The sequence below is a fragment of the Paractinoplanes hotanensis genome (assembly GCF_023717965.1).
GTDB lineage: Bacteria > Actinomycetota > Actinomycetes > Mycobacteriales > Micromonosporaceae > Actinoplanes > Actinoplanes polyasparticus.
In genome coordinates, this window is the sequence record NZ_JAMQOL010000082.1 from 16,706 (window position 1) to 28,921 (window position 12,216).

13 protein-coding genes and 1 riboswitch are annotated in these 12,216 nt (G+C 71.5%); of the genes, 2 read left to right on the forward strand and 11 right to left on the reverse strand.

Annotation, left to right across the window (positions count from 1 at the left end; all coding sequences use genetic code 11):
* Positions 1-49: 49 nt before the first annotated feature.
* Positions 50-1,045: a magnesium transporter CorA family protein gene (locus LXN57_RS45005; protein ID WP_285904758.1), complete on the reverse strand. Its 996-nt coding sequence runs from the start codon at positions 1,043-1,045 to the stop codon at positions 50-52.
* A gap of 41 nt (positions 1,046-1,086) precedes the next feature.
* Here LXN57_RS45005 and LXN57_RS45010 point away from each other — a divergent pair, with 41 nt between their 5' ends.
* Positions 1,087-1,815, forward strand: coding sequence for a nicotinamide mononucleotide transporter family protein (locus LXN57_RS45010; protein WP_251804456.1), 729 nt, complete (start codon positions 1,087-1,089; stop codon positions 1,813-1,815).
* An 8-nt stretch (positions 1,816-1,823) separates the two neighbouring features.
* On the opposite strand, the gene thrS is transcribed toward LXN57_RS45010, so the two are convergent.
* From thrS to LXN57_RS45035, 5 genes are all read right to left on the reverse strand, one after another.
* Positions 1,824-3,824, reverse strand: a complete 2,001-nt coding sequence (gene thrS / locus LXN57_RS45015; RefSeq protein ID WP_251804457.1) for a threonine--tRNA ligase — start codon at positions 3,822-3,824, stop codon at positions 1,824-1,826.
* Between the two features lie 89 nt (positions 3,825-3,913).
* Positions 3,914-4,801, reverse strand: a complete 888-nt coding sequence (locus LXN57_RS45020) for a hypothetical protein (protein WP_251804458.1) — start codon at positions 4,799-4,801, stop codon at positions 3,914-3,916.
* Positions 4,802-4,805: 4 nt separating this feature from the next.
* On the reverse strand, positions 4,806-5,111 hold the full coding sequence (locus LXN57_RS45025; RefSeq protein WP_251804459.1) for a hypothetical protein: 306 nt from the start codon (positions 5,109-5,111) through the stop codon (positions 4,806-4,808).
* 130 nt (positions 5,112-5,241) lie between these two features.
* Positions 5,242-6,213 carry a hypothetical protein gene (locus LXN57_RS45030; protein WP_251804460.1) on the reverse strand — a complete coding sequence of 324 codons (972 nt, stop codon included), beginning with the start codon at positions 6,211-6,213 and terminating at the stop codon, positions 5,242-5,244.
* Positions 6,214-6,223: 10 nt separating this feature from the next.
* The gene (locus tag LXN57_RS45035) at positions 6,224-7,615 is read right to left on the reverse strand and encodes a gamma-glutamyltransferase (RefSeq protein WP_251804461.1); all 1,392 of its coding nucleotides are present in this window, start codon (positions 7,613-7,615) and stop codon (positions 6,224-6,226) included.
* Between the two features lie 61 nt (positions 7,616-7,676).
* Between LXN57_RS45035 and LXN57_RS45040 the strand changes: the two genes are divergently transcribed.
* Positions 7,677-8,192: a GNAT family N-acetyltransferase gene (locus LXN57_RS45040; RefSeq protein ID WP_251804462.1), complete on the forward strand. Its 516-nt coding sequence runs from the start codon at positions 7,677-7,679 to the stop codon at positions 8,190-8,192.
* Here the strand turns inward: LXN57_RS45040 and LXN57_RS45045 are convergent.
* From LXN57_RS45045 to LXN57_RS45065, 5 genes are all read right to left on the reverse strand, one after another.
* Positions 8,182-9,141: an NAD-dependent epimerase/dehydratase family protein gene (locus LXN57_RS45045; protein ID WP_251804463.1), complete on the reverse strand. Its 960-nt coding sequence runs from the start codon at positions 9,139-9,141 to the stop codon at positions 8,182-8,184. The two genes, LXN57_RS45040 and LXN57_RS45045, sit on opposite strands and share 11 nt — an antisense overlap.
* 29 nt (positions 9,142-9,170) lie before the next feature.
* A complete protein-coding gene (locus LXN57_RS45050; protein ID WP_251804464.1) occupies positions 9,171-9,383 on the reverse strand; it encodes a poly-gamma-glutamate hydrolase family protein in 213 nt (70 codons plus the stop codon).
* Positions 9,384-9,463: 80 nt separating this feature from the next.
* On the reverse strand, positions 9,464-10,645 hold the full coding sequence (locus LXN57_RS45055; protein WP_251804465.1) for an aminotransferase class V-fold PLP-dependent enzyme: 1,182 nt from the start codon (positions 10,643-10,645) through the stop codon (positions 9,464-9,466).
* A 17-nt stretch (positions 10,646-10,662) separates the two neighbouring features.
* Positions 10,663-10,779, reverse strand: a riboswitch (SAM riboswitch).
* A gap of 96 nt (positions 10,780-10,875) precedes the next feature.
* Positions 10,876-11,718, reverse strand: coding sequence for an NAD-dependent epimerase/dehydratase family protein (locus LXN57_RS45060; RefSeq protein ID WP_251804466.1), 843 nt, complete (start codon positions 11,716-11,718; stop codon positions 10,876-10,878).
* 10 nt (positions 11,719-11,728) lie between these two features.
* Positions 11,729-12,184 (reverse strand): MarR family winged helix-turn-helix transcriptional regulator, encoded by a 456-nt coding sequence (locus LXN57_RS45065; protein ID WP_251804467.1) that lies wholly within the window; start codon positions 12,182-12,184, stop codon positions 11,729-11,731.
* Positions 12,185-12,216 lie beyond the last annotated feature (32 nt).

A 12,216-nucleotide genomic window follows, 5' to 3' on the forward strand; every position in this document is an offset into this window, starting at 1 on the left:
GATCTTCCGGGAGGTTACGCCAACCGGAAGGCGTCCGGGTGCCCGCGGATCACAGCCAGTCGCGGCGCTTCAGATAGAAGTACAGCAGGATCGAGATGGCCACGATGGACACCGTGCTCACCACGAAGCCCCAGAACTTCTCGAAGCCCGGGTACGGCAGGTTCTGCCCGAAATACCCGGTGATCGCGGTCGGCACGGCGATGATGGCGGCCCACGCGGCCAGCTTGCGGGTGGTGTCGTTGAGCGCGTTGCCCTGCTCGGCCGTGTCGGCCTGCAGCAGCGCGTCGATCCGGTCCCGCAGATGCTCGACCTCGTCGACGGTGTGGGTCGCGTGGTCCTCCACATCCCGGTAGTACGGGCGCAGCTTGGCGTCGACCAGGCCCAGGTCGGAGCGCATGGCCTGGCCGACCAGCTCGGGCATGGGCGCCACGGCCCGGCGCAGGGCGGCCAGCAACTTCCGCTGCTCGATGCCCCGCAGACGGACCGTTCGCGGCGCTCCGCCCTCCTCGAGAAGGTTGTCCTCGACCAGGTCCATCGCCGCGTCCAGCTGCTGGGCGGCCCCGTACTGCCCGTCGACCACCACGTCGAGCAGGCCGTAGAGCAACCAGCCGACGCCGCCGCCGTCGAGCTCGGCGTCGGCCTCCCACCGGGTGACGAACTTGCTCGTGTCACTGGGCGACTTGCGGACCGTGATCAGCGCCCGGGTCGTCACGAAGACGCTGATCTCGGTCTTGCCGAACCTCGTACGGGAGTCCTCGGTGGCGATGTCGACCGCGTACACGTTGAGGAAGACGTGGTGGGGGTAGCGGTCGAGCTTGGGCCGCTCGTGGTCGACCGTGGCGTCCTCGACGGCCAGCGGGTGCAGCCGGAACTCCCGGGCCACCAGGGTCAGGTCGTCCGGGGTGGGGTGGAACAGGTCGAGCCAGAGCACCGCGTCCGGGTGCTCGTCGAGCAGCGGGGCCACCTGGTCGTACGGGAAATCCTTGGCGATCGGCCGGCCGCTCTCATAGAGGCGGGTCTCGATCGGGCAGGTGGGTTCGGTCACGGGAACCACTATGCCCCGCCGGCCGCGCCCTACGATAAGTCGTGGACTGGCTCGACCAACTACTCTCCGCGTTCTACCACGCCAAGTGGCAGGTGACGGCGGACCAGGCGATCTACTACCGCGAGATCGTGGGCAACGCCTTCGGGCTGGGCTCGGCGTTGTTCGGCATGCGCCGCAACGTCTGGGCGTGGCCGGTCGGCATCGTCGGCAACGTGCTGCTGTTCACCGTCTTCGCGGGCCAGGCCATCGGCAACGACCAGGGCACGCCCCTGTTCGGGCAGGCCGCGCGGCAGGTCTTCTTCGTCATCGCCAGCGTGTACGGCTGGTGGCGGTGGAACCGGAACCGCGCTTCGGCCGGCGTGGCGGTCCAGCCGCACTGGGCCACGGCCCGCCAGCGCGTGGTCTACGGCAGCCTGGCCGTGTTCGCCGTGGTCCTCTGCTTCTACGTGTTCCGGGCGGTCGGCGCTGGTTTCCCCGTCCCCTGGTGGTACTACCTGGCCGACTCGTGGATCTTCGTCGGGTCCATGCTGGCCACGTACGCCCTGGCCCGGGGCTGGGTCGAGTTCTGGCTCTGCTGGATAGCCGTCGACCTGGTCGGCGTCCCCGAGTTGCTGCACTTCCGCTACTACCCGTCGGCCATTCTGTACGGCGTCTACGCCGTGTTCGTGATCTGGGGCTTCGTGGTGTGGCTGCGCATCTCGCGGGCCGAACAGGGACCGCCCGCCGGGCAGGCGGCCCCGTCCGCTCAGACCTCCGCTGTCCGAGCGTAGGAAAGCGGCTACGCCGCGGAAGGCCCGACGTTGGTGCGGGAGCGGACGATCTCGGCCACGTGGGCCACAGCCTCGTCGACCGGGACGCCGTTGCGCTGCGAGCCGTCGCGGTAGCGGAAGGAGACCGTTCCGGCGGCCACGTCGTCGTCGCCGGCGATGGCCATGAACGGGATCTTCTGCTGCTGCGCGGTTCGGATCTTCTTCTGCATGCGGTCGTCCGAGTAGTCGACCTCGGCGCGGATGCCGGCGGCCCGCAGCTTGGCCACGAACTCGGCCAGATAGCCCACGTGGTCGTCCCGGATCGGGATGCCCACGACCTGGACGGGGGCCAGCCAGGCCGGGAAGGCGCCGGCGTAGTGCTCCACGAGCACGCCGAAGAAGCGCTCGATCGAGCCGAACTTCGCCGAGTGGATCATTACGGGCTCTTGCCGGGTGCCGTCGGCTGCCTGGAATTCCAGGCCGAAGCGGGCGGGCTGGTTGAAGTCGTACTGGATGGTCGACATCTGCCAGGTGCGGCCGATCGCGTCCTTGGCCTGGACGCTGATCTTCGGGCCGTAGAAGGCGGCGCCGCCCGGGTCGAGGACGAGCTCGAGGCCGGATTCGACGGCCACGTCCTCGAGGACCTTGGTGGCGACGGCCCACTGCTCGTCGGTGCCGATGAACTTGTCGCTCTTGGGGTCGCGGGTCGACAGCTCGAGGTAGTAGTCGTCGAGACCGAAGTCGCGCAGCAGGGAGAGCACGAAGTTCAGCAGGTGCTTGATCTCGCCCGGGGCCTGCTCGGCAGTCACGTACGAGTGGGAGTCGTCCTGGGTGAGGCCGCGGACCCGGGTGAGGCCGTGGACCACGCCGCTCTTCTCGTAGCGGTAGACCGTGCCGAACTCGAAGAAGCGCAGCGGCAGCTCACGGTAGGACCGCCCGCGCGACTTGAAGATCAAGTTGTGCATCGGGCAGTTCATGGCCTTGAGGTAGTAGTCGGCCCCCTCCAGCTGCATCGGGGGGAACATCGTGTCCTTGTAGTACGGCAGGTGCCCGGAGGTGTGGAACAGCCCCTCCTTGGTGATGTGCGGCGAGCTGACGTACTGGAAGCCCTCCTCGATGTGGCGGGCGCGGACGTAGTCCTCCATCTCGCGCTTGATGATGCCGCCCTTGGGGTGGAAGACGACCAGCCCGGAGCCGATCTCGTCGGGGAACGAGAACAGGTCGAGCTCGGTGCCGAGCTTGCGGTGGTCGCGGCGCTCGGCCTCGGCCAGGCGGTTCAGGTACGCCTTGAGCTCGTCGCGCGACGGCCAGGCGGTGCCGTAGATGCGCTGGAGCTGCGGGTTCTTCTCGGAGCCGCGCCAGTAGGCGGCGGCCGAGCGCATCAGCTTGAACGCGGGGATGAAGCGGGTGGTCGGCAGGTGAGGGCCGCGGCACAGGTCGCCCCAGACGCGCTTGCCCTCCTTGTCGAGGTTGTCGTAGTGGGTCAGCTCGCCGGCGCCGACCGTGCTCAGCTCGGCGTCGTCGACGTCGCCCTTGATGTCGACCAGCTCGAGCTTGTACGGCTCGGCGGCCAGCTCGACCTTGGCCTCGTCGAGCGACTTGTACTCGCGACGGCGGAACGCCTGCCCGGCCTTGACGATCTCCTGCATCCGCTTCTCGAGCTTCGTCAGGTCTTCCGGCTGGAACGGCTTCGGCACGTCGAAGTCGTAGTAGAAGCCGTTGTCGATGGGCGGGCCGATGCCCAGCCTGGCCTCGGGGAAGATGTCCTGCACGGCCTGGGCCAGCACGTGCGCGGCCGAGTGGCGCAGCACGTTGAGTCCGTCGGGCTCGTCGATCGCGACCGGCGTGGCGTCGGTGTCGAGCTCGGGCCGCCAGTCGAGGTCACGCAGGCGGCCACCGGCGTCGCGGACGACGACGATCGCCTTGGGGCCGGTCGTCGGCAGGCCGGCTGCGGCCACCGCATCGGCGGCCGTAGTCCCGGCCGGGACGACGAGAGGGTCGGCCACAGCGGGGGTACGGGTTGCGGACACGGTGATCTCCTTCTGGTACGGAAAAGCCCATCAGAACCTTGACGATGCTATCCGCCCGGAAATTCCCCCGGCCCCGCGCGACCCGGTTTTCACCGCTGGGCGAGTTGCGCCCCGAGTTCCGAGCCCGGTTCGTACGCCAGCAGGTGCCGGCCCTCGGACCGGCGTTCCAGGTCGGTGATGGCAGCCAGCCGCCGGTCGAGGTCGAGCTGAGCCCGGTTCATGGCGCCGTCGTGCTGCTCCTCCTGACGGGCGCGGGTGGCCAGCAGGTCGTCCTTGGCCTGGCGCAGCAGGAGGCGGTTGGCGGTGTCGCGGTCGCTCGGCGGCAGGCCCCGCGCGGCCCCGATGATCGTGGGGAACTCGGCGATCGCCCGCTCCTGGTGCAGGGAGTGCAGGCCCTTCCAGTAGTCGGCCTGGCTCGTGTCGATCCAGTTGGCCAGCGCGAGGATCGAGACGTCGTCGAACCGCGACTGCTCGGCGTCGGGCAGGACGTCCGCACGGAACGTGTGCTCGCCGAGGGCCGCGGCCGCCTTCCGATCAAGGTCGTTGACCGCCGCCAGGACTTCGCCGATCTGCTGGGCGTACGCGTCGACGGCCCCCGCCCCGGTGGCGACCGCGATCGGCGCGGTGATCAGGCCCGCTTCCAGGTCGACCCGCAACCCGGCCGCCCGCGCCTCTTCGACCAGCTCCAGCAGCCGGCGCCGCCCCTGCCCCAGGTCGAGCGCGAAGTCACGAATGATCCAGGCGATGGCGGCGCAGTGCGTCTGCCCGTTGCCGACCTGCACGCGCAGCTCGGCCGCCCTGTCCTGCGCGGCCTGCGAGCTGGGCCCGGCCGGCCAGTGGTTCGGCAGCTCGCGGGTGTCCCGGCCGAGATCTTCCACGGCGGCGTCGAGCGTACGGGCCAACCGGTCCCAGTGCCGGGCCACCGTCTCGAGCCGCCCGGTGTCAGCGTCGAGCAGCCCCCGCAGCGTGATCGTCATGGCGTCATCCCGGCTTTCCGGCGACCTGGACGCGGTCGGCGGCCCCCTGATCGGTGGCCACGAAGTCGCCGGCCGCCGCGCGCAGCTCACCGCCGTAGTCGCGGACCAGCCCGGCCAGCCCCTCGACCGTGATCTGCCAGAAACGGGCCGCGTGGGCCATCGAGTTCTCACACACCTCGGCGCCCTCGACAGCGCCCTGCCCCGCGTACTCCCACCCGGGAATCAGCGCGGCCGCCCCGGCGATCTCGTCGCCGATCTCGGTCACCGCCACGCCCATCGCCCGCACCGCAGGCGCATCGATGCTGGTCATGTCATCCATCGATCAACCGCCATCCCATCGAGCTCCGACTCCGCAACCTACACGGCGCCGGCACGCCTCCCGGTTCACACGCCCTCGGCGGAGTGCCTCGCCCCGAAGGGCTCAGCTTGACCGTGCGGGATCACTGCATCGCCGTGGAGGGCGGGTGGTCGAACGAGGCCGGGCAGCGGAAGATGTAAAGGGCGTAGCCGCGCCCGATGACCACCTCGGTGGGCTCGGGAACGGCGTCCTCCACGGGTTGCCAGCTGCTGCCCGCGCCCTCCCATTCGGACGAGTCCGCGGTCAGCAGCAGCGTCATCGCCGTGCCGCACTCGGCGCAGTCGTTCGGCAGCGGGTCGGTCAGCGACCAGTTCGCGAAGCCACCGACCTTCCAGCCGGGTGCCAGCGACAGGTCGACGGAGTAGTCGATGACGTCCTCGTGGTCGCCGTCCTCCTCCCAGGCGGCGATCCGCGTGGCGAGGTGCTCGGGCAGCTTCGCGGCGTACTCGTACTCGCGAATCTGTTCCGGGTGAACGACGCAGCGGTTCGGCAGGTAGGGCTCCTCAACCACCGGCGGTTCCGGCGCGGCCTCCAGCCGCGGGCCGACGCCTGCGCTGCGCCGCCAGTAGAGCCGCACCCGTGGGTTGTAGCCCTCGCCGGGGTGGTCGAGCGGGCACCACAGCACCTGAAGCAGGTCGCTGTCGCCGGGGCCGGCGAAATCGGGAATGTCACGCCGATACAGCTGAGCTACGGGCACGAGCGGGATCGGCTGCCGCACCGTCGCGACCGGCTCGGAGTGGTCGAAGTCCGGCAGTTCGGCCTGCTCCTCGTCGGTCAGGTGGTAGAACTCGCGGGCGCTGGCCGCCGCGAAGATCTGCCGGCTGCGGCGGACCATTGCCGGTGTCTGCAAGCTGTCGACGGCGTGGGACTCCCCGTCGGTGCAGACGGGCCACGCCTCGTCCGCGGGCCACAACAGCGGGCCGCCGACGGAGCTGTCCGCGACCGACGGCATGCCGGGCCGGGGATGCAGCCGGGTGGCCGTCGCCGAGAACTCACGCAGCTCGGGAAAGACGGCCGTGATGTCCAGCGGTCGCGGCGGTGTCGTGCGCGTCATGCCGGCGATGCTAAATGGTCAGCACGGCGGCGAGGCCGTCGGCGCGCGGGTCGCTGCCCGCGTCGAGGGTTCCGGAGCGCAGCCGGGCCAGCTGCACGTGGCCCGCGTCGTCGTGCGGGCCCGCGGTGGTCGTTACCGTGAGGCCGGCCGGGTCGAGCGGGGGCAAGCCGGGCTCCACGATCAGGTCGTCGCCGCGGACGATCCATCGTGGGCGGCTGACCAGTTCGGCGGCGTCCGCGGTGAGCACGTCGGGGGCCAGCTGGGCCAGGATCCAGGGCTGGGCCCGGCCACCCTGGCAGCCCAGCGCGACCACGCCGTCCGGGGTCAGCGCGATCGTCGGGCACAGGGTGTGCGGCGGGCGCAGGCCGCCGGCGAAGTGCGCGGGATGGGCCGGGTCGAGGCTGAAGGACGTGCCACGGTTGTGCAGCACCACCCCGGTCGACGGCTCGAGCAGGCCCGCGCCGAAGCTCTCGAAGACGCTCTGGATGATCGTCACAGCGTTGCCCTCGTCGTCGGCGGCGGTGACGGCCACCGTGTCGCCGGTGGGTCTCGGGGGCTCGGGCTGAGGGTCGAAGGCTTCCCGCGTACGCAGGAGAAGCCCGTCGATCGAGACCGGCCCGCCGCGGGGGTCGCCGAGCAGCGCGTTGCGAGCGGCCTGCGCGCGACGGCTGTCGGCCACCAGTGACCGCGAGCCGACGACCGCGAGGAACGTGGCGCCCTGCACCGGCGGCGGCGCGGCATGCCACACCACGTCCCCGACCGTACGGCTCAGCGGCGCCCCCACCTCGGCCGCGTGCGCGGCGAAGTCAGCTTCCGACAGCGCGCTGCCCAGCGATCGCAGCCCGGCGACCAGCCTGCGGTTGAGCGGACCGGCATAGAAGGACCGCCAGTCCCGGGCGATCCCGGCCAGGGTCTCGGCCAGCGCCGGCTGCACGAACGTGGGCCCGAGCAGCACCGCGGCCAGGCCGGGGTCGGCCCGGATGACGTCGAGGCCCTGGCTGATCGCCGTACGCAATCCCTTGCTCTTCTCGACGCCGCCGGCCGCGAACCCGATGGCCGGGGCGAGCAACGCGCCGAGCGGGAGCCGGGCGCCCAGCGACTGCACCGCGGCCCAGCCCGCGACCGCTCCCGGCACGGTCACCGTCTGCGGCCCGCGCAACGGCATGCTCTCCACCCGCGCGTCGCGGGCCGCCGCGCCGATCGACAGCACAGCCCGCACGGCCGACCCGGCCGGCCGCACCATGGCCACCAGATCGCCACCCACCGAACACTGATGCGGATAGACGACGGCCAGCGCCCCCGCCGCGGCCAGCGCCGCATCGAACGCGTTGCCCCCGTCCGCGACAACCGCGCGCGCAGCCTCGATCGCGGCTGGATGAGGCGCAGCCACGGCTACAGACATACCGGCGACCCTACGGCCGAGCCACCGGCGACGCACGCGCGGACACCGGCAGGATGGCTTCATGCGAACTGTGGAGACCGAGCGGCTGGTGCTGCGCGGGTGGCGGGACGACGACCTGGACGGGCTCGCCGCCATCAACGCGGATCCGGAAGTGATGCGCTACATCCTCGACGGGTCGGTGCGGGATCGGGAGCAAAGCGCCGAAGGGCTGCGGAAGATGCGACGCGACTGGACGGAACGGGGCTTCGGCCTCTTCGCTGTCGAGCGGCGGGGCGAGCTGATCGGGTGGGCGGGGCTCGCGGTTCCGGCGTTCCTGCCCGAGGTTCTACCGGCGGTCGAGATCGGGTGGCGGCTGGGGCGGCCGTTCTGGGGCCACGGGTATGCCACCGAGGCGGCCGCGGAGGCATTGCGGTTCGGATTCGAGGAGGTCGGCCTCGATCGCGTCATCAGCATCCGGCACGTGGAGAACACGCGGTCGGCCCGGGTCATGGAGAAGCTCGGGCTGGTGCACGACTTCGACACCGTGGTGCCGGGGCACGGCCAGCCTGTAGCCGTGCACGTCGGCGTCAGACCGTGAGCGGGGTGGCGACGTCCAGCTGATCGTGGTCGATGAGCCAGCGGACGGCTTCGAGGATCGCCTGTTCCGGCTCGTACGCGGGGGCGTAGCCGAGCAGGGCACGGGCCTTGTCGATGCTGAAGTAGTGGTCGCGGACGAGGTGTTCCCAGCTGGTCTCGGCCGCCTCGTCGCCGGCCGTACGGCGGAAATCGACCCAGGTCACCGGGCGGAGCCGGGCCTCCTGGCCGAACCACGAGGCGGCGATCCGGGCGTACCCGCGGACGTTGAGGGCGGACGGGGCGACGGCGCTGAAGTCCTCACCCGCGGCGGCCTCGCGCCGGTCGATGGCGGCCTCGAAGATCTGGGCCACGTCGTCGGCGTGGACGTGGTGCATGAATTCGGTGCCGATTCCGGGGACGTCGAGCGGGTCCCCGGCCGACAACGTGCGCCACACCGCGGGGTCGACGTTGCCGAGCGGGCCGATCGGATGCCAGCCCGGGCCGACGATGTGCCCGGGGTGCACCGAGGTGGTGACCAGCCCGCCGGATCTGGTCTCCTCCTTGAGCATCCGGGCGATGGCGTCCTTCGCGATGCCGTACTCGCCGAGGGGCGGCGGGCCGTTCTCCTCGGTGACGGGCAGCTTCAGGCTGGGCCCGGCGCGCCAGATCGAGCCGCAGTGCAGCAGGTGCCCGGTCTGCCCGCGCAGCCGTTCGACCAGTGCGGTCGCCGATTCCAGGGTGAAGCAGATCAGGTCGACCACGACGTCGGGCTGGAGCCCCGACACGGTTTCCGGGAACGCCGGGTCGTCGCGGTCGGCCGTCACGGGCCGCACCTGCGACCAGGCCGGGTCGTCGACGTAGTGCGACCGCTGCCCCCGGCTGACGTTGACCACCTCATGGCCGGCTCGCACCAGCCGGGGAACCAGGAACGTGCCGATGTGCCCGCTGCCGCCGACCACCACAATTCTCACCGGGTCAGGCTAACCCCCGGGACGCAGATTCATCCGACAGCGCCGACCGGGTGGCGTCGACGAAGGTCGTCGCAGCTCGCCGACGTGATGTGCAGCGCAGCGTTGCCCGACGACCGGATGCCCTCGAACATCCAGTAGTCGTGAACCGGCCCGCCAGTAGCGCCGCCGGCCGGGTGGTAACCGGCGATGGCCAGGAACAGCTCGGACGTGCCGGGCTCGATGCCGCCGCCGTGCAGCGCCACGACCGCCGCGTCGGGGTAGCTGCCACCGGTGCCGTCGCTGTCGTCGAAGGCCGCGGGCCGTCGGAAGGACGCGAGAGTGGTCAGGGGTACACGCCCAGCTCGATCAGCGCGGTGGCCAGGCGGTCGAGGTCGTCGTGCGTGCTGCCCAGGCCCCAGCTGGCGCGCAGCAGGCCGCCGCTGTCGCAGGTGCCGTCGCCGCCCAGGCGGCGGACCAGCGGGTGGGCGCAGAACAGGCCGGCCCGTACGCCGATGCCGTAGTCCCGGGCCAGCCGGTCGGCCACCCCGGCCGGGTCGGGCACCGCGAACGAGACGATGCCGACGCGGGGCGCCCGGCCGCCGAAGAGAGAGACGCCGCCGCCGAGGCCCGCCAGCAGGCTCTGCTCGTGTTCGAGGAGGGCCACGCGGTCGGCCCGCAGCAGTGCCTCACAGACGGCGGCGAGCGAGATCGCGCCGACCAGGTTGGGGGTGCCGCCCTCGTGCCGGGCCGGGCCGGTGGCCCAGACGACATCGCCGGACGCGTCGCCGACGGACGCGCTGGCCCCGCCGCCGCGCAGGTACGGCTCGGCGGCGTCGAGCCAGTCGCCGCGGCCGGCCAGCACACCGGCGCCGAACGGGGCGTACAGCTTGTGACCCGAGAAGGCCAGGTAGTCGGCGCCCAGGTCGTCCAGGTCGACCGGCACGTGCGGCGCGAGCTGGGCCGCGTCGACGAGCACCCGGGCCCCGTACGCGTGGGCGATGTCGGCCAGGCGGCGGACGGGCCAGATCTCACCCGTCACGTTGCTGGCGCCGGTCACCGCGAGCAGAGCGGGGCCCCGTACGGAGGAAAGCGCGACCCGCACCGCCTCGACCGCCTCGTCGGGGGTGGCCGGAGCCGGCAGGCGCACGGGAGAGGGCCAGGGCAACAGGTTGGCGTGGTGCTCACCGTCGAAGACGACGGTCGTGGTGCCCGCGGGCAGCGCCCGGGCCAGCAGGTTCAGCGCGTCGGTGGTGTTGCGGGTGAAGATCACGGCGTCCCCGTCGCGGGCGCCCACGAACTCGGCCACGGTCTCGCGGGCCCGCTCGTACTCGAAGGTCGAGCGCTGCGAGCGCAGGCCGGCGCCGCGGTGGACGCTGCCGTAGTACGGGAGCAGGTCGCGTACGGCGTCGGCGGCGGTCCGCACGGCCGGCGCGGACGCCGCGTAGTCGAGGTGGGCGAAGCGGATGTCGCCGCCGGGCAGCGGGACGGTCAGGTCGGCGCCGACGATGTCGAGGAGATCGGACATGGCTCTGCCTCCGGAGAAGCTCGCGCTTGCCCACGCCCGGTCGGGCGCAGGCCAGGTCTTCACCCGGGGCACCCCATCGCGAACGCAAGGGTTGCCGGCCAGCGAGCCGGGGCTTGACGCTGGCGCTCATGACCTTCGCGACGCAGCCTAACAAGGCAGGGCTTCGGTGCGAGCAGCAGTCGTGATCCACACCGCGGCGCTCATCGCCGGCGCGCCACCGCTTCCCTCCCTCAGACTTCGGTGCGCCAGCTGAACTCGGGTTCGTAGCCGAGCAGGCGGCGGGCCTTGTCGATGGAGAGCAGGGTCTCGTGTTCCCCCAGTTCCTTCGTGATCGGCAGGTCGGGGAAGACCTCGGCGGCCAGGGCGGCGCTGGGGCGGCTCATCACCGTGTCGGCGTTGGCGATCACGAAGATCTCGACGCCGGGTTCGGGGTAGGCCAGCGCCTTACGCACTGCCTGGGCGCCGTCGCGGGCGTCGATGTAGCCCCAGGCGTTCCAGCTTCGCAGGTGGGGGTCGGCGTCGTAGCCGGGGAAGGCCGCGTAGTCGTGCGGCTCCATGACGTTGGAGAAGCGCAGGCCGATCATCGTCAGCTCGGGATCCCAGCGGCAGAACTGGGCCGCCATCTGCTCCTCGAGGTGCTTGCCCAGCGAGTACGCCGAGTTGGGGCGGGCCTCGTAGTTCTCGTCGGCCGGCAGGTACGGCGGCGGGGTGCTCGCGAACGGCAGGCCGAGCACGGTCTCGCTGGACGCCCAGACGACCGTCTTGATGCCGGCCACCCGGGCTGCCTCGAAGACGTTGTAGGTGGCGGGCACGTTGTTGTGGAAGATCGCGGCGTTGGGCCGCAGCCCGGGCGCCGGGATGGCGGCCAGGTGCACGACGGCGTCGATGCCGTCGTAGCGGTCGTCGACCGCGGTCAGCGCGCCGACCACCTGGCCGAAGTCGGCGAGGTCGACCCGCACGTCGGCGGACGGCGCCGAGTCGAGGTTGACGACCTGCCGGCCGTGGTCGAGCAGGTCCTGCACTACGGCGCGGCCGAGTTTGCCGCTGCCACCGGTCACCGCGATACGAGCCATGACCACCTTTCTACTCCCGCGCGAGGTGCTCCCGCAGGGCGGCCATGATCTCGCCCGTCGCTTCCAGCTGGGCCGGGGTCAGCGCGTCCACGAAGATCTCCCGGATGTCGCGCAGGTGGGGCCGGTTGACCTGCTGAAAGATCGCCCGGCCGGCCGGGGCCAGCACGGCCTCGGCGCCGCGGTTGTCGGTCAGGCACTCCTCGCGGCGGATCAGGCCCCGCTTCTCCATGCGGCCGAGGTGGTGGGAGAGGCGGCTGCGTTCCCAGCCGACGGCGGTCGCCAGCTCGGACGAGCGCAGCCGCTCGCCGGGCGCCTCGCTGAGCGCGAGGAGCACCGTGTAGTCGCCCGGCGAGAGTCCTTCCCTCTGCAGCCGGGCGGCCATGGCTGACCTGACCAGCTCGCCGGTCTCGATGAAATCACGCCAGACCCGTAGTTCCTCGCGGGTCGGGAAGCGCCGAGTGGCCACGGCCACACCTCCTGTAGTTGACGTGTCAATCG